The organism is Solirubrobacter ginsenosidimutans, from assembly GCF_027587205.1.
In genome coordinates this window covers 124,290-141,584 of record NZ_JAPDOD010000008.1, presented here as the reverse complement: position 1 = coordinate 141,584, position 17,295 = coordinate 124,290, and the positions used below count along the sequence as shown (strand labels likewise).

At 69.9% G+C, this 17,295-nt stretch carries 13 protein-coding genes; 9 read left to right on the top strand and 4 right to left on the bottom strand.

The genetic code is table 11. The annotated features are described in order from the left end of the window. The first annotated feature begins 5 nt into the window (after positions 1–5). From OM076_RS12145 to OM076_RS12115, 7 genes are all read left to right on the top strand, one after another. A complete protein-coding gene (locus OM076_RS12145) occupies positions 6–1,055 on the top strand; it encodes an amidohydrolase family protein (protein ID WP_270040180.1) in 1,050 nt (349 codons plus the stop codon). Further along, positions 1,052–1,714: an iron-sulfur cluster assembly protein gene (locus tag OM076_RS12140; protein WP_270040179.1), complete on the top strand. Its 663-nt coding sequence runs from the start codon at positions 1,052–1,054 to the stop codon at positions 1,712–1,714. The genes OM076_RS12145 and OM076_RS12140 overlap by 4 nt, the downstream gene beginning before the upstream one ends. Further along, positions 1,711–2,739, top strand: a complete 1,029-nt coding sequence (locus tag OM076_RS12135; RefSeq protein WP_270040178.1) for an NAD(P)-dependent alcohol dehydrogenase — start codon at positions 1,711–1,713, stop codon at positions 2,737–2,739. Before OM076_RS12140 ends, OM076_RS12135 begins: the two co-directional genes overlap by 4 nt. A 24-nt stretch (positions 2,740–2,763) precedes the next feature. Continuing rightward, positions 2,764–4,410 carry a chaperonin GroEL gene (groL, locus tag OM076_RS12130; RefSeq protein ID WP_270040177.1) on the top strand — a complete coding sequence of 549 codons (1,647 nt, stop codon included), beginning with the start codon at positions 2,764–2,766 and terminating at the stop codon, positions 4,408–4,410. 25 nt (positions 4,411–4,435) lie between these two features. Next, the gene (locus OM076_RS12125; protein ID WP_270040176.1) at positions 4,436–5,635 is read left to right on the top strand and encodes an amidase; all 1,200 of its coding nucleotides are present in this window, start codon (positions 4,436–4,438) and stop codon (positions 5,633–5,635) included. A 65-nt stretch (positions 5,636–5,700) separates the two neighbouring features. Then, the gene (locus OM076_RS12120) at positions 5,701–6,960 is read left to right on the top strand and encodes a cytochrome P450 (protein ID WP_270040175.1); all 1,260 of its coding nucleotides are present in this window, start codon (positions 5,701–5,703) and stop codon (positions 6,958–6,960) included. Between the two features lie 202 nt (positions 6,961–7,162). Then, entirely contained in the window at positions 7,163–8,002 is an 840-nt protein-coding gene (locus OM076_RS12115; protein ID WP_270040174.1) for a peptidoglycan-binding protein, read from the top strand. 13 nt (positions 8,003–8,015) lie between these two features. Here OM076_RS12115 and OM076_RS12110 read toward each other — a convergent pair whose 3' ends face one another. Next, on the bottom strand, positions 8,016–8,549 hold the full coding sequence (locus OM076_RS12110; protein WP_270040172.1) for a hypothetical protein: 534 nt from the start codon (positions 8,547–8,549) through the stop codon (positions 8,016–8,018). Between the two features lie 83 nt (positions 8,550–8,632). Between OM076_RS12110 and OM076_RS12105 the strand changes: the two genes are divergently transcribed. Next, positions 8,633–10,849 carry a putative bifunctional diguanylate cyclase/phosphodiesterase gene (locus OM076_RS12105; protein ID WP_270040170.1) on the top strand — a complete coding sequence of 739 codons (2,217 nt, stop codon included), beginning with the start codon at positions 8,633–8,635 and terminating at the stop codon, positions 10,847–10,849. Here the strand turns inward: OM076_RS12105 and OM076_RS12100 are convergent. From OM076_RS12100 to OM076_RS12090, 3 genes are read right to left on the bottom strand one after another with little or no spacing between them, the layout of a single operon-like run. Continuing rightward, complete coding sequence (locus OM076_RS12100; RefSeq protein ID WP_270040169.1) at positions 10,825–11,469, bottom strand: TetR/AcrR family transcriptional regulator; 645 nt, start codon at positions 11,467–11,469, stop codon at positions 10,825–10,827. The two genes, OM076_RS12105 and OM076_RS12100, sit on opposite strands and share 25 nt — an antisense overlap. 23 nt (positions 11,470–11,492) lie before the next feature. Further along, positions 11,493–13,004, bottom strand: coding sequence for a class I adenylate-forming enzyme family protein (locus OM076_RS12095; RefSeq protein ID WP_270040168.1), 1,512 nt, complete (start codon positions 13,002–13,004; stop codon positions 11,493–11,495). 48 nt (positions 13,005–13,052) lie between these two features. Continuing rightward, a complete protein-coding gene (locus tag OM076_RS12090; protein WP_270040167.1) occupies positions 13,053–13,532 on the bottom strand; it encodes a VOC family protein in 480 nt (159 codons plus the stop codon). 119 nt (positions 13,533–13,651) lie between these two features. Between OM076_RS12090 and OM076_RS12085 the strand changes: the two genes are divergently transcribed. Further along, on the top strand, positions 13,652–17,227 hold the full coding sequence (locus OM076_RS12085; RefSeq protein WP_270040165.1) for a M14 family metallopeptidase: 3,576 nt from the start codon (positions 13,652–13,654) through the stop codon (positions 17,225–17,227). Positions 17,228–17,295: the final 68 nt, after the last annotated feature.

The following is a 17,295-nucleotide window of genomic DNA, read 5'->3' as shown; positions in this document are numbered from 1 at the left end:
GCTGAATGTACGAGAAGGACGGCAAGAAGTACTTCATCTTCGACAGCCACCTGCACTTCTGGGACGCGTCCCCGGCGAACTGGGTCAAAGGCCACGAGCAGTACGCCAAGGGCTGGATCGAGTGCTTCCACGCGTATCAGGGCCTCGGGCCGCCGGAGACGCACTGGTCGCTCGAGAAGTTCCAGAAGTACACGGTCGAGGACTTCGAGAAGGACGTCATCGTCGACGGTGGCATCGACAAGGCCGTCTTCCAGTCGACGTACCTGAAGGAGTGGTACACCAACGGCTTCAATGACATCGAGCAGAACGCCGCGCTCCTGGAGCGCTGGCCGGACAAGCTGATCGTCAACGGCCGCTGGGATCCGCGCGAAGGCCAGGCCGGGCTCGACCAGCTCGAGGCCGACAACGCCAAGTACGACCTCAAGGGCGTCAAGCTCTATACCGCCGAGTGGTACCAGGGCTCGCGCGGCTACAAGCTCTCCGACGACATCGCGCGGCCGTTCTTCGACAAGTGCGTCGAGCTCGGCATCAAGAACATCCACGTCCACAAGGGGCCGACGATCTGGCCGCTGGACAAGGACGCGTTCGACGTCTCAGACGTCGACCACGTGGCGACCGACTACAAGGGCAAGCTCAACTTCATCGTCGAGCATGTCGGTCTCCCGCGGATCGAGGACTTCTGCTTCATGGCGACGCAGGAGCCCAACGTCTACGCCGGCCTGTCGGTCGTCGTCGGCGGCCTGATGCACGCCCGCCCGCAGTTCTTCGCGAAGGTCATGGGCGAGCTGCTGTTCTGGGTCGGCGAGGACAAGATGCTGTTCGGCTCCGACTACGGCATCTGGGAGCCGAAGTGGCAGATCGAGGGTCTCCTGGACTGGGAGATGCCCGACCAGCCGGCCTTCGCGGACTTCCCGCGCCTCAATGAGGACGGCAAGCGCAAGATCCTCGGGCTCAACGGCGCCAAGCTATACGACGTCGAGGTCCCCGCGGAGCTGCGCGGCAACGTTCCGGCCGAGGAGCCGGCCACCGAGGAAAGCGCAGTGGGCGTCGCATGACGCTCCGTTCCCGAGTTCTCGAGCAGCTCGGGACGGTGTACGACCCGGAGCTCGACGAGCCGATCACCACGCTCGGCTTCGTCGGCTCCCTGGTCGTGACCAATGCGGGAGATGTGTCGGTGCGCCTGCGGCTTCCGACGCCGCAGTGCGCGCCGAACTTCGCGTTCCTGATGGCCGCCGACGCCCGGGCCGCGGTCGACCGCCTGCCCGGGTTGGGGAAGGTCCTGATCGAGCTCGAGGATCACTACACGGGCGAGGAGATCAACGCCGCGATCGATCGCGGCGACGGCTTCTCCTCGGCCTTCCCGGGCGAGACCCGGGGTGAGCTGGACGCGCTGCGGGCGCTGTTCCAGCGCAAGGCATTGGTCGCGCGCCAGGGGCGGCTGCTGGACTCGGTCGCCGATCCCGCCGCGGCGCGGCTGGGCGACTTGACCGGGCCGGACGCCGAGCGCTGCCGCGCGTTGCGCCGCGAGCTCGGCTATGACGCGGGCGACGCTTCGCCCGCGTTCGTGAAGGGCGACGGGACGCCGGTCACCGCGGACGAGATCCCTCGGTTCAAGCGCATGGCCTCGCTGACGTCGCTCTCACTGGAGACGAACGGCGGCATGTGCCGCGATCTGTTGCGGGTCCGCTACGCGGAGGAGGGAGTCGCTGCATGAAGGCCGCTCGGTTGCACAAGTACCACGAGGCTTTGAAGGTCGAGGAGATCGACGAGCCGAAGATCCTCGGTCCGCACGACGTGATCGTGAAGATCGGCGCGGCGGGGCTCTGCCGGACCGACCTGCACATCCAGGAAGGCCAGTGGGCCGAGAAGTCCGGCGTCGTGCTCCCCTACGTACCCGGCCACGAGAACGCCGGCTGGGTGCACGAGATCGGCTCCGACGTGTCAAACGTCGAGGTCGGCGACACCGTGATCGTCCACCCCTTCATCTCGTGCGGGCTCTGCCGCCCGTGCCGCAAGGGCGACGACATGCACTGCATCAACGGCGAGTTCCCGGGGATCGGGCGTGACGGCGGGTTCGCGGAGTTCCTGCACACGTCCGCGCGCTCGGTGATCAAGCTCGACCCGTCGCTGCACCCCACTGACATCGCCGCGCTGGCCGACGCCGGCCTGACCGCCATCCACGCGGTCAAGAAGGCGATCCCGATCCTGGGCGCCGGCACCAAGACGGTCGTGATCGGCGCCGGCGGGCTGGGCCACATCGGCATCCAGTGCCTGAAGGCCTACACGCCGACCGAGATCATCGTCATCGACCCGTCCGAGAAAGCGCTCGAGCTGGCGCGCCAGACCGGCGCCGACCACACGGTCAAGGTCGACGGCAAGCAGCGCGAGATGATCCAGGAACTGACCGACGGGATGGGCGCCGACGCGATCATCGACTTCGTCGGTGAGAAGGGCGCGATCGAGGACGGCGTCGCCATGGTGCAGGACGGCGGCTTCTACTACGTCATCGGCTACGGCGAGAACATCAACGTGCCGACCATCGACATCATCTCGCGCGAGATCTCGTTCATCGGCAACCTCGTCGGGACCTACATCGACCTGCAGGACCTGATGACGCTGACCGCGCAGGGCAAGGTCACGCTGCACACATCGCAATACCCGCTCGACGCCATCAATGACGCGATGGCCGACCTGGACAACGGACGCCTGCAGGGCCGAGGCATCCTCGTTCCCGCATAACCGCTTACTCAGCGAGGAGAAAACATGGGCAAGCGCCTCTATTTCAACCACGAGGCTCGACTGCTGCTGCAGGCGGGCGTGGACGAACTGGCCAACACGGTCAAGGTGACCTTGGGCCCGAAGGGGCGCAATGTCGTATTGGAACGCCTCGCGGGCGCTCCGACGATCACCAACGACGGTGTGACGATCGCACGCGAGATCGAGCTCACCAACCAGTACAAGAACATGGGCGCGCAGCTCGTCCGCGAGGTCGCCAACAAGACGTCCGACCAGACGGGCGACGGCACCACGACGGCGACGCTGCTTGCTCAGGCGATCGTGCGCGAAGGCATGAAGGCGCTCGACGAGGGCGCCAACCCGATGCTGCTCAAGCGCGGCATCGAGGAGGGCACCGCGGCCGTTGTGGCCGAGCTGCAGCGGGTCGCGCGCAAGGTCGAGGGCGATGAGCTCATCAAGGTCGCGACGATCGCCGCCAAGGAGGACGAGGTCGTCGGCGGCATCGTCGCCCAGGCGCTGACGCACGTCGGCTCCGAGGGCGTCGTCACGATCGAGGAGTCCGACGCGCCGGGCATCACGGTGGACTTCGTCGAGGGCATGGTCGTCGAGAACGGCTGGCTCTCGCAGTACATGGTCCGCGATCCGCACAAGATGGAGACGGTCTTCGAGAACCCGCTCGTCTTCATGACGAACCGGGCGCTGAAGCATCCGAACGACCTGTTGCCGATCCTCGACGCCTTGGCGCGCAACCCGCGCCCGCTCGTGATCCTGTGCGAGGACGCGCAAGCGAGCGCGCTCGGCATGCTCGTTTCCAACATGCGGCACGGGACGATCGAGGTTGTGGCCGTCCGCGCCCCCGGTTTCGGCCACCGGCGCGTCCAGCACCTCGGTGACCTCGCCGCGTTCTGCGGCGGCACCGTGATCGCCGAGGAGGCGGGGCTTACGCTGACCGACGTCCTCCCCGAGCACTTCGGCACGGCGCGGCGCGTGATCGTCACCGCCGACGACTGCACGTTCATCGAGGGTGGCGGCGGCGAAGAAGCCGTCGAGGGGCGTCTGGCGCAGCTGAAGGTGGAGCTGGCGCGCGCGGTCCACGACCGCGACGTCGAGATCCTCCAGGAGCGCATCGCGCGGCTCTCGGCGAACCTGGCCGTGATCAAGGTGGGCGCGCCGTCCGAGGTCGCCCAGAAGGAGCGCTTCCGGCGCACCGAGGGCGCGCTGGCGGCGACGCAGGCGGCGATGTCCGAGGGCGTCGTCCCGGGTGGCGGCACCGCGCTGCTGCGCTCCGCCGCGGCGGTGGACGGCGTCTCGCTCGAAGGCGACTACGCACGCGGGGCGGAGATCATCCGCAACGTTTTGTCCGAGCCCCTGTACTGGATCGCGTCCAACGCGGGCTACGACGGCCAGGCGACGATCGACCAGGTCCGCGCGATGCCGGCGGGCCACGGCCTCAATGCCCTGACCGGCGAGTTCGGCGACCTGTTCGAGAAGGGCGTGATCGACCCGGTGCGGGTCACGCGCCTGTCGCTCGAGCACGCCGCCTCGGTCGCCGCGCTGCTCCTGACCACCGAGGCGCTGGTGGCCGAGGAGCTCATCGCGCAGCCGGGCGCGATCATCGCTCCGGGCTTCGGCGACCTCGCCGAGGGCATGGCGCGGCCCTCTTCGCCCATCTAGGGCGTAGCTCATGTAGCGTCGGCCTGTGGAGCTGATCCACAGGCCGGCGGTGGAGCTTGCGGCGCTGATCGCCTCGCGTGCGGTGTCGGCGGGCGAGGTGTTCGCGGCGTGCGCGGCGCAGATCGCGGAGCGTTCGGACCTGAACGCGCTGGTCGCGGTCGCGGATTTCGTCGACCCGCTGGACGGGCCGCTCTGTGGCGTGCCCTTTACCGTCAAGGACACGCTTGGCGTGGCCGGCTTGCCGCTCGTCGCGGGGGTGCCGGAGCGGGTGGGGGTGATCGCCTCGAGCGACGCGGTGGTCGTCGCGCGGTTGCGCGTGGCGGGCGCCGTGGTCGTCGGCAAGACCAACTGCCCGCCGTGGGGCGGTGGCGACGAGACGGTCAACGAGGTGTTCGGGCGTACCTCGAACCCCTATGACGTCGCACGGACCCCGGGCGGGTCCAGTGGCGGCGAGGCGGCCGCGGTCGCCGCCGGGTGCTCGGGGTTCGGGATCGGCACCGACTCGGGCGGGAGCATCCGCGTGCCGGCGCACTTCTGCGGGTTGGCGTCGTTGAAGCCGACGGCGGGGCGGGTGCCGGTGCGTGGGCTGATCGACGATCTCGGGCCGGTGGGTGAGCTGCGCGATCCGCGCACGCAGGTGGGGCCGCTCGTGCGCTCGGTCGCCGATCTCGCGCTGATCCTGTCGGTCATCCAGGATCGCGGGGAGTTCGCCGCGGTCGAGTTCAGCGAGCTGCGGATCGCGATGCTTCCCGACGACGGCGTGACGACGCCGGATGCGGCGACCGCGCGGGTCGTGGCGGCTGCGGGTGACGCGTTGCGGGACGTGGGCGCGCACGTCGAGGAGGCCGCGCCGCCGGCGTCGGGACACGCGATCACGACCGAGATCTGGGCCTCCTATGGGTCCGGGGCGATCAGCTACGACCTGCTGGGCCGGTGGGACGCGTACCGTGAGGCGATGCTGCGCTTCGGTGAACGGTTCGACGTCCTGCTCTCCCCCGTGTTCGCGACCGCAGCGCCGCGGCACGGCGAGATGTCCGCGGCGATGAGCTACACGACGCCGCACAGCCTGAGCGGGTGGCCGGCGGCGACGGTCCGCTGCGGCGCGTCGCCGGACGGGCTGCCGATCGGCGTGCAGGTCGCCGCGCATCCGTGGCGCGACGACGTGGCGCTGGCGGTGGCGGGCGCGCTCGAGGACGCGCTGGGTGGGTATTTGGTGCCTTCGTGACCGACCCTGGCAACCCGCAAGCGAGGGTCCACACGGATGCCCCAGGGACCCACGGACCGAAGGTTATGACCGCGTTTCCCGCCGGACCCACCGAGGCGCCCGCGATCCAGACCGCGCGCTGGCTGGCGCGGCCGATCGCGTTCATGGAGTCCTGCCGGCGCCGCTACGGCGACACGTTCAGCGTCATGTTCCAGGGCTTCCGGACGCCGCTGGTCATGGTCTCCTCGCCGGAGGTGATCCGGGCGCTCTACGCCGAGCGCGGGCACAACCTGCCGCCCGGCCGGACGGTGACGCTCGGGCCGCTGGTCGGGCCGCGGTCGCTCCTGTTGCTGGAGGGCGCCGACCACCTCTCGCGCCGCAAGGTGATGCTGCCGCCCTTCCACGGCGATCGGATGCGGGCGTACGAGGCGGTGGTCCTGGAGGCGACCGAACGCGAGCTCGACGGGTGGCCCGTCGGCACCAAGTTCCCGGTCCACCCGAGCATGCAGGCGATCACGTTGGAGGTGATCCTGCGCGCGGTCTTCGGCGTCAGCGAGCGCGGGCCGCTGCACGACAGCCTGCGTGACCTGCTGAGCGCGACGATCTCGCGCCAGCTGCAGGTCTCGGTGCTCTTCGGGCGCAGCAAGTCGCTGGAGCAGTTGCGCGAGCGGGCGGAGGAGATCGACGCGCGGCTGCTGCGCGAGATCGCGGCGCGGCGCGCCTCGCCGGGCTCAGACATCTGCTCGCTGCTGGTGCAGACGCGGTTCGAGGACGGCTCGGAGATGAGCGACCGCGAGGTCCGCGACCAGCTCATGACCCTCCTGCTCGCGGGCCACGAGACCACCGCGACGGGGCTGGCGTGGACCTTGGACCTGCTGACCCGCAACCCGGACGTCTTGGCGCGCGCTCAGGCCGGCGGCGACGAGTACCTGCGCGCGGTCATCACCGAGTCGCTGCGCCTGCGCCCGGTCGTCCCGCTGGCGGGCCGCCGCCTCGTCACCGATCTGCACGCCGACGGCGTCCACTTGTCGGCCGGCACTGACGTGACTCCGGCGATCTGGCTCGCCCACACCCGCCCGCAGGCCTACCCCGACCCCTACGCGTTCCGCCCCGAGCGCTTCCTCGACAAACCGCCCTCCACCTACACCTGGATCCCCTACGGCGGCGGCGTCCGCCGCTGCCTCGGCGCCGCCTTCGCCGAGATGGAGATGCGCGTCGCCCTCGGCACGATCCTCCGCCGCTTCGACCTCCGCCCCGCCTCGCGCCGCGCCGAACACGTCGCCCGCCGCAACGTCACCTTCTCCCCCCGCCACGGCACCCGCGTCGTCGCCACCCGCCGCCACTAAGCGGGTCAGCGCCCACCTTGCATACAACGCGTATACCGGGGTCAGACCCCGGTATCCCGCATGCATACAACACGTATACAGGGGTCAGACCCCGGTATACCAGTGGTATGCATGCGGCCCGAACCTGTCGGTGCGGCCAAATCGGGAGGACTCGGCTGTCAGGGCACGAACACACCGGAAGTTGTTGTCGGTTCGGACATGGATGTCGGCGGCGACGGTCGCGGCGTGCCTTTTCGTCCCCGCGACCGCTTCGGCCGCCTCTTCGCGCGTTGCGGCGCTGCAGGTCGCGTTGCGCGCGCATGGCGCTTATGCCGGGGCGATCGACGGCCTGAGCGGGCCGGGAACGACCGCCGGCGTGCGGCAGATCCAGCGCCGCGCGGGCCTCGTCGCCGATGGCATCGTCGGCCCGCAGACCCGCCGCGCGCTCGGCGCCCAGGGCCGCCATCCCATCGGCTCGCGCCCGCTGCGCGCCGGCCTACGCGGGTGGGACGTCGCGGCGCTGCAGTTCGCGCTCGAGACCCACGGCTTCCCCTGCGGGACGGTGGACGGCGGCTTCGGCGCCCGCACCACGAGCGCCGTCGAACGCCTGCAGGCCTTCGCGGGTCTAGCGGCCGACGGCGTCGCCGGCCCCGCGACGCTCGCCGCCCTCTCACGCCCGCCGGTCCGCGCCCCCGCGCTGCGCAAGCCGATCGCCGCGCCCCTCGGCGACCGCTACGGCCCGCGCGGCAACCAGTTCCACGCGGGTCTGGACTTCCCCGCCGCCACCGGTACCTCGATCACCGCCGCCGCTTCCGGCCGCGTGATCTTCTCCGGCTACGACGACGGCTGGGGCCTCACCGTCGTCCTGGACCACGGCAACGGCGTCCACACCCGCTACGCCCATCTCTCGGCGGCGGCGGTGACCGTCGGCGCCTCAGTCGGCGTCGGGTCGCTGGTCGGCCGCGTCGGCCAGACCGGCTTCGCGACGGGGCCGCACCTGCACTTCGAAGTCACGGTCCGCGGAGCGTACGCCGACCCGGGCCTCGCCCTCGGCCTCTACTGAGGGGTCAGACCCCTCAACAATTCTTTTGGCTCTGCGCCGTCGATCTCAATGTTGAGGGGTCTGACCCCCTCACGAGCGCGCGGGTGTCGGTGATGCGTTCGAAGCGCAACTCGAGCACGGTGAGGTCGAGGAAGATCGCGCGCTCGTAGCGCGCCTCGGACCAGGCGATCAGCGCCGTGTGGGCGACGGCGCCACACACACAGCAGACGAGGGCGAGGGCGGGCGAGAACCCGAGGGTGGCGGCGAGGACGAGGGTCGCGAGGGCGCCGGTGGGCGGGGCGGTCGCCCACACGCCCATGCGGTCGCCGCGCCAGGCGAACGGCACACCCGCGAGTGCGTCGTCGAGCAGGCGCCAGCGGGCACCGAACGCGAAGAACCACGGCAACCCTCCCAGTGCTGCCGTACCTCCCCACGCCAGTGCCCACCCGCCGCCTCCTGCCGCCACCGACGCCAGAGTGCACGTCGCGACGACCACGAGCCCCGCGACCAGCGCGACACGCCGGTCAGCTGACTGGCGGGCGGGATCGAGCGTGCGGAGGTCCAACATGACGCCGCTCACGAGATTCGCTCGTGGTCAGAGTTTCTCCTGCCCGCTGCAACCCGGGGTTCATCAGGCCGATGAACCACCTGATGAGGCTGCGAGCACTCAGTGACCCTGAAGAGATCGCGATGCGGGCCCGCGACGTCGTGATCGGCGGGGTCCTGGCCATCGCGACCGCGGTCGCGATCGTCGCCTACCTCCTGCAGTCGGAACGCAGCGCCCACCCGCTCCTGCTCGGCGCGGTCTGCATCACGTGGTCGGTCGCGAGCTGTGGCATGTTCGCCATCCCGCGCCAGCGGATCGCCGCCTCACGCTGGCGCGAGCCGTTCTTCCTCGGCTGGAGCTTCATGGTCGCGTTCTCGCTCGCCTCGGGCGTCGTCCTCGAGGATCGCTCCAACACGCCGCTGATGCTCGGCTTCATCCTGCCGCTGATCTTCGCCGCGATCTCCTACCCGGTCGTCTCGACCGCGATCGTCGGCTCGCTCGTGCTCGTCTTCGCCGCCGCCGCGGCGGTGCTCACCGGCCAGTCCTCGGCCGACATGACGTTCCAGCTCGCCGCGCTCGCCTTCGCCGCGGTGATGGGGATCTGGCAGGCCTACGGGCGCGAGCGGCGCGCGAGCCAGCTCGCCGCCGAGCACTTCCGCGCGCAGCAGTACCTCGACGTCGCCGGCACGATGATCGTCGTCATGGACGCGCACGGCGTGATCGAGCGGGTCAACAACCGCACGTGCGAGGTCCTCGGCTACAGCGAGGAGGAGCTGCACGGCCAGGACTGGTTCGAGATCGCCGTTCCGGACGACTTCCGGGCGACGGCGCGCGAGAACTACCGGCTCGGCCTCGCGGGCACGCCGAACCACGACGACGACCCCGCCAAGCCGTTCGTCACCCGCGCAGGCGAGCGCCGCTACGTCACGTGGAGCGGGCGCCTCGTGCGGACCCGGTCCGGCCGCGGGATGCTGATCGCGGGCGAGGACATCACGGAGAAGCGCGCCGCCCAGGCTCGGGTGAGCCACATGGCCTACCACGACGCGCTGACCGGTCTCGCCAACCGCGCCAAGCTCGAGGAGCACCTCGCGCTCGCGCTCGCCCGCGCCCGCCGGCAGGACCGCTCCGTCGCCGTGCTGTACATCGACCTCGACCGCTTCAAGCTCGTCAACGACACCCTCGGCCACGCCGCGGGGGACGAGCTGTTGCGCCAGGTCGCCACCCGCCTCGGCGCGCGCACCCGCAGCAGCGACCTGCTCGCCCGCCACGGCGGCGACGAGTTCATGCTCCTGCTCAGCGATCTCGACGGCGACGCTCGCGCCATCGCCGACCATGTCGCCCACGAGCTGATGGCGACGCTCGAGCAGCCGTTCACGCTGCAAGGCCACGAGTTCGAGATCGCGGCCAGCATCGGGATCGCGATCCATCCCGACGACGGCGCCGACATGTCCGACGTGCTCAAGCACGCCGACGCCGCGCTGTATGACGCCAAGCGCGACGGCCGTGGGACGGTCCGCTTCGCCACGCCCTCCGAGCAGGTGGCCGCCGCCGGCCAGCTGACGTTGACGGCGCGCCTGCGCCGCGCGCTCGCCCGCGAGGAGTTCGAACTGCACTACCAGCCGGTATTCAACGTGGCGACCCGCGAGGTCGTGGCGGTCGAGGCGCTGCTGCGCTGGAACGACCCCGACCGCGGGATGGTCCCGCCCGGCGAGTTCATCCCCGGCGCCGAGGACAGTGGGCTGATCGAGCCGATCGGCGACTGGGTCGTCGACGCGGTGATCGCCCAGGCCGCGCGCTGGCGCGACCGCGGGCTGCGACCCGACATCGCGTTCAACGTCTCTCCCCGCCAGCTGCGCTCGGACGGGTTCGCCGACCGGCTGCTCGCCCGCATGGCCGACGCCGACGCGACCCAGTTCATCGCCGAGATCACCGAGTCGGCGGCGATGGCCGATCCCGAGCACACGGTCCCGCTGCTCGGCCGCCTGGCCGCCGCCGGGCTGCGGTTGGCGATCGACGACTTCGGCGCGGACTTCTCCTCGCTCGCCCGCCTGCGCGACCTGCCGGTCCACGAGCTCAAGATCGACCGCTCCTTCCTGCGCGACGTCCCCGGCGACGGGCGCTCGGCGGCGATCGTGACCGCGATCGTGCGGCTCGCTCAGGCGCTCGAGCTGGTCGCCGTCGCCGAAGGCGTCGAACACGCCGACCAGCTCGACTTCCTGGCCAAGCACGACTGCGCGCTCGTCCAGGGCTTCCATCTCGCCCGGCCGATGCCGGCCGACCTCGTCACCCCGCTGCTTCAGCCCTCGCTCGCGCGCAGGTAGTCGACGATCATGTCGCCGAGCATCGTGCGGTAGTGCGTGCGCTGCTCGGGCGCCATCAGGTCGCGGCCGAAGAGCGCGCCGAACGTGTGCCGGTTGGCCACGCGGAAGATGCAGAAGCTCGAGATCAGCATGTGGACGTCGATCGCATCGGCGCTGCGATGGAACACGCCCTCGGCGCGACCGCGCTCCAGGATGCGCCCGATGATCTCGATCGCGGGCATGTTGAGGTTCGCGATCGACTCCGACTCCTCCAGGTGCTCGGCCCGGTGGATGTTCTCGATCATCACGAGCCGGACGTAGTCGGGGTGCGACTCGTGGTGGTCGAAGGTCAGCTCGGCCAGCCGGCGGATCGCCGCGACCGGGTCCAGCTCCTCCACGTCGAGCTCCTGCTCGGACTCGCGGATCCCCGCGTACGCGCGCTCCAGAACCGCGGTGTAGAGCCCCGCCTTGCTCTCGAAGTAGTAGTAGAGCATCCGCTTGGTCGTGCGGGTCTTGGTGGCGATGACGTCCACCCGCGCGCCTGAGTAGCCGTGCTCGGCGAACTCCTGCGTCGCCGCGTCCAGGATCTCCGCCTGGGTGCGCTCGGCGTCACGGTGACGTTCGTGGGGAGCCGTGGCCATCGGGAAGCAGTTTGACAACCCCGTCAGGGCCGCAGGGCGCGGCGGAGGATCTTGCCGGTGGCCGTCTTGGGCAGCTCGTCGACCAGCTCCACCTGCCGCGGGCGCTTGAACGCCGCCAGCCGGCCCCGGGCGAACTCGATCAGCTCGTCCGGGGTCACGGTCGACCCGCTCGCGAGCGACACGAAGGCCTTGACCGTCTCGCCGCGGTACTCGTCGGGCACGCCGACGACCGCGACCTCGACGACGTCCGGGTGCTCGTAGAGGACGTCCTCGACCTCGCGCGGCCAGACCTTGTAGCCGGCGGCGTTGATCTGGTCCTTCTTGCGGTCGACGAGGTAGAACCAGCCGTCGGCGTCCATGAAGCCGACGTCGCCGGTCGCGAGCTCGTCGAAGCCGTCCAGACGCCAATACCCCGGGACGACCTGCGGTCCGCGGGTGACGATCTCGCCGATCTCCCCCACCGGCAGCTCCGCGCCGTCCTCGCCCACTATCCGCGAGACGGTGTCGAAGACCGGCACGCCCACCGAGAGCGCGCCGGTCGACGGGTCCACCGGCGCCCGCCGCGAGAAGGGCACGGCGTGCGAGGGCGACGTCGTCTCGGTGAGCCCGTAGATGTTGTGGATATAGGCGCCGAAGCGGCGCTCGAAGGCCTCCACGACCGCGGGCGCGATGGGCGCCCCGCCGGAGTACGCCTTCGTCAGCTTCGGCAGCTCGCCCTGTTCCTCGCGCAGCAGCGCGATGAACGCCGTGATCGCGGCGATCGTGAACGTCGCGCCGTGGCGCTCGGCCAGCCGGAGCGTCTCGGCGGCGTCGAAGCGGTAGGCCAGCACCAGTGGCATCGGGGTGAGCATCCCCACGGCCAGGTGGCCGACGAGCCCGGTGATGTGGAAGAGCGGTGCGATCGCGAGCGCGATGTCGTCGCTCGTCAGCCCGATCCAGTCGCGATAGGTCTGCGCGTTGAATGCGACGTTGGCGTGAGTATTCATCGCGCCCTTCGGCGGACCGGTGGTGCCCGAGGTGTAGGTGAGAAGGGCGACGTCGGCGGGCGCCGGCGCGGGAGCGTCCGGCCGCTGCCCGTCGTGCCGTGCGAGCAGCGCGTTCAGGTCGAGCTCGCCGGTGTTTCGCTCCACCCCGGCGAGCTGCCGCGGGACCTCGTCGAGGTAGTCCAGCGGCGAGGTGGTGATGACGTGCTCCACCTGGGCACCGTCCTCGAGCCCTTCGAGCACGAGCAGCACCCGCGCGCCCGAGTCGTCGAGCAGGACCGCGCGCTCGCGCGGCGTGTACATCGGGTTGACCGGCACGACCGCGGCGCCCGCCTTCCACGCGCCGACGAGCGCGAGCAGCCACTGCGGCATGTTCTGGAGCTGGACGGCGATCCGGTCTCCCGGTACGACGCCCAGCGAGGCGAGCCCGGCCGCGAACGCGTCCGAGAGCCGGTCGACCTCGCCCCACGTCAGGGCGGTCTCGAAGTACCACAGCGCGATGTCCTCCGGAGCGCCGCGCAGCAACTCCAGCCCGGTGCGCGCGTCCAGCACGAGCGACGGCGGGCGTCCCCGTCGTAGAGCGACAGCCAGGGGTGTCGGTTAATGGACGGTCGGGTCCTTCACGTAGAGGCGGGCGCGGCGGTTGACCTCGTCCTGCGGGTAGACGCTGTCGAGCCGGATCATCTGCGCGCGCAGCCAGTCCGGGAGCCGCGACGCGCCCGGCGTGTCGATCTCGAGCAGGTTGCCCGCGGGGTCGCGGATGTAGGTCTGCGCGACGTCGCCGGGCAGCTCGATGATGTGGTTGGCGTGCGAGTCGCGGTCGAGCGCGCCCAGCTCCTCGGCCTTGCGGTAGACCGGTTCCAGGTCCTCCACCGTGAGCCCGAAGTGGTGATGGCTCTGGGGTTTGGCGTCGCGGACGAAGACGTGCAGCTGGGTGTCCCCCAGCCCGAGCCACTGCACCTGCAGGCCGAAGTTCGGCGTGTCGAGCAGCTCGGCTTCAAAGAGCGCGACGTAGAACCGCACCGACTCGTCGAGGTCGTCCGCGTGGATGCTGACGTGGTTGATCCCGCTCGTGCGCATGCCTCGGTTTATACCCGCGCGACAAGCGGCGCGCGATGGACACCCGGTCGATAGATTCCCGATTCACTCATGGAAGGCTCAGGGGGCTTTCTGCGAAGGTTCATTTTGAGGAGGGAAGTATGCAGTTGCGCTCTAGCAGCGCCGTCTTGGCGACGGTGCTCGTCGCGCTGGGCGTGTCGGCGCCCGCCGCATCGGCGGCTCGCGAGCCGCTGAACGCGTACCGGGTCGCTCCGACCCAGGAGAACAAGCAGCGGTTGGTCAAGGCCGGCTACGACATGATCGAGGCCGATCACGGGAGCTATCTCGAGGTCTACAGCACCGCCCGGCAGGCGGCGGCGCTGGGGAAGGATGGGCTTGCGCCGAAGCTGCAGGGCAAGGCCAACACCGTCACCTCGCAAGCGGCGGACGTCCCGGTGGGCAGCGACGCGACGTACAACGTGTGGCGGCGCTACGACCGCGTCGCGGGTGACGGCAAGGAGCAGTACCTCGAGCTCTATGACCGGCTCGAGGGTATGAGCATCGTCAAGAAGGTGATCCTCGGCAAGACCCACATGGGTCGCGACATCGTCGCCCTGAAGGTCACCCAGAACGCCAAGGCGCGCACCGACAACACCCGCCCCGCCGTGCTCTACAACGCGATGCAGCACGCGCGCGAGTGGCTCGCCGGCGAGACGTGCAAGCGCTCCCTGAACTACTTCACCACCAACTACGGCAAGGCCACGCCGGACGGCGCGATCGCCACCGAACTGGTCAACACCCGCGAGCTGTGGTTCGTCTGCGTCAACAACCCGGACGGCTACGAGTACACGTTCACGCCCGGCAACCGCCTGTGGCGCAAGAACATGGCCGATAACAATGGCAACGGCGTGCGTGGCGAGCCCGTCGACGGCGTCGACCCCAACCGCAACCACGCGACGCACTGGGGCTTCGACAACGAAGGTTCCAGCAACGATCTCCTGTCGGAGACCTATCGCGGCCCCGCCCCGGACTCCGAGCCCGAGACCAAAGCGATCAAGAAGCTCTGGGACATGGTCGACTTCGTCTTCAACAAGAACGACCACACCGCGGCCGAGCTGCTGCTGTGGCCGAACGGGTTCCAGCAGTACACGCCGGTCCCGGATCACGAGCTCTTCGAGGCCTACGCGGGTGACGACGACCGCTCGGCGATCGCCGACGGCCACTACAACGCCGACGGCGAGTGGGAGATCACGGGCAACCGCTTCGACCCCGACCTGTCGGCCGAGCTCTACATCACCAACGGCGACCTGACCGACGACGCCTACGCGCACGGCATCCTGGCCTACACGCCGGAGGGCTCGCAGCCGAACATCCCGAACGTCTCGGGCTTCGAGTTCCAGGACGTCGAGGCCGACATCCAGGCGGAGTTCCTGCGCCACAAGGAGTTCGTGCTCGACCTCGCGCGCTCGGCCGATGACCCGGCCAACCCGATCTCGCACCTCGGCAACACGGTCGAGAACTTCTACGTGGAGACGTTCGCCGACTCCTATGGTGATCCGCAGGACGTGCAGGTCGTGGCCCGCAAGTCGCTGGGCGACGTCAAGCTGCGCTACCGGATCAACGACGGCGCGGTGAAGACCGTCGCGACTTCGAGATTCCTGGGCGGCGAGCGCTTCGACCAGGAGCCGGGGCTCTACTACCACCGTCTCCGGGGGGTGGTGACCGGCACCGCGCCGGGCGACGAGGTCGAGGTGTGGTTCGAGGGCGGGCGCAAGTCCTCCCCGCACTTCACCTACACGGCGCGCGCGGAGACCGGCGCGAAGGTCCTGATCCTCAGCGCCGAGAACTACACGGCCGGCGTCCCTGCATACCCGGACACGAGCGGTCCGTCGTATCTGACCTACTACACGGACGCGCTCGAGGCCAACGGCGTCGCGTATGACATCTACGACGTCGACACGCGCGGCAACCGCTCGCCGGATTGGCTGGGCGTGTTGAGCCACTACGACGCCGTCGTCTGGTACACCGGCGACGACTACCTGACTCGCCGGCCGGGTCAGCCCGCGGGCACCGGCACGGCGCGGTTGGCGGTCGAGGAGATGGTCGACGTCCGCCACTTCCTCAACGAGGGCGGCAAGCTGTTCTACACCGGCAAGAGCGCCGGGCAGCAGTGGGCTGAGGGCAACGAGTTCCGCAACTTCGGGTTCCCGGAACCGCCGGAGGGTGGCAAGTGGTGCAGCAACGCGCAGGTCGAGTTCAACCCGGATGATCCGTCGGCGGCCGACGGCTGCATCGCCCACAACGACGATTTCCTCCAGTACTACCTCGGTGCGTACATCTACGCCTCGCCCGGCAACACGTTCGACGACGAGGCGGGACACCCGTTCGCGTTGCGCGGTCACGGGCCCTACGAGGGGATGTCGTGGCTGTTCGACGAGACCGGCGCCGGGAACCAGGATCACTCGGCGACGTTCGTCGTGACATCGTCGGTGCTCCCGCCGGCGCAGTTCCCGCAGTTCGCGTCGTCGCGCAGCGTGGCCGACTGGCTGCGCCCGGGCGCGGCGCCGTTCAGCCCATACAGCGGGACGATGTACATGTCCGCCGGCGCCGACAGCCAGGCGTACAAGCGCTTCGGCAAGACGCTGGATCTGACCGGTCGGACCGCGCCCAAGCTGAACTTCAAGTTCAGCGGGGACGTGGAGGAGAACTGGGACTGGGTGACCGTCGAGGCGCGCGATGTCACCACCAATCCGGACAGCGACGCCTGGACGACGCTGCCCGAGGCCGACACCGACGGCGCGGGCGATGCCGATGTCAGCCTGACCACGACCTCGACGGGCGATTCCTGCCCGGAGGGCCTCGCGTCGGACGCGGACGCCCCGCATCCGTTCCTGCAGCACTACTGGTCGGCGACGTGCGAGCCACACGGCACGAGCGGCGACTGGAACGCGTTCACCGGCTCGTCCGGTGGGTGGACGGACTGGAACGTCGATCTGTCCGCGTACGCGGGCAAGAAGGTCGACCTGCGCATCTCGGTGATCACCGACTGGGGCACGCTGGGCTTGGGTGTCTGGATCGACGACCTCAAGCTCACCGACGGCGCGACGGTCATCGAGTCCAACGACTTCGAGGCCTCGCTCGGCGGCTGGACGGTCGGCCCGCCGCCCGCCGGCACCGACGTCCCGACCAACGGCTGGCAGCGGCGCACGGAGGAGTTCAAGGAGGGCGGCGTCGTCGCGACCGATGACACGCTCTACACCGGGTTCGGCTTCGAGGGCATCAACGAGTCGGCGCGCAACGAGTTCATGAAGCGCACGCTGACCCACCTCGGTGTGCTGGCGGCGCCGGGTGGCTCCGTGAGCGTGCCGGTCGAGGTCGGTGGGACGGTCGAGGACCCGGTCCAGACGCCGACGCCGGCACCGGAGACGGCACTCGTGCCCGATCCGGTCGCGGCGCCCGCGCCCGTGCCCGTGTCCCCCGCCACGGCCAAGACGCTGCGCGCGAGCGCGAAGCTCAAGTCGGCCAAGACGCTGCGGGTGAGCAGCCGCCGCGCCGTGGGCGTGCGGGTCAACTGCAGCGGTGACGCGGGTGCGGTATGCCGCGGCACGGTCCAACTGCTGCGAGGCAAGACGAGCGTCGGCACGAAGGCCTACGCCGTCCGGGCCGGCAAGACCGCGACGGTGAAGGTGCGCGTCAAGGGCGCGAAGACCGTCACCGCCACGGTGCGCCTGCAGTAGCCACATCCCCCCGCACCGAACCTAAAGCCCACCTAAGGGGTCTGACCCCTTAGGTGGGCTTAATGTTT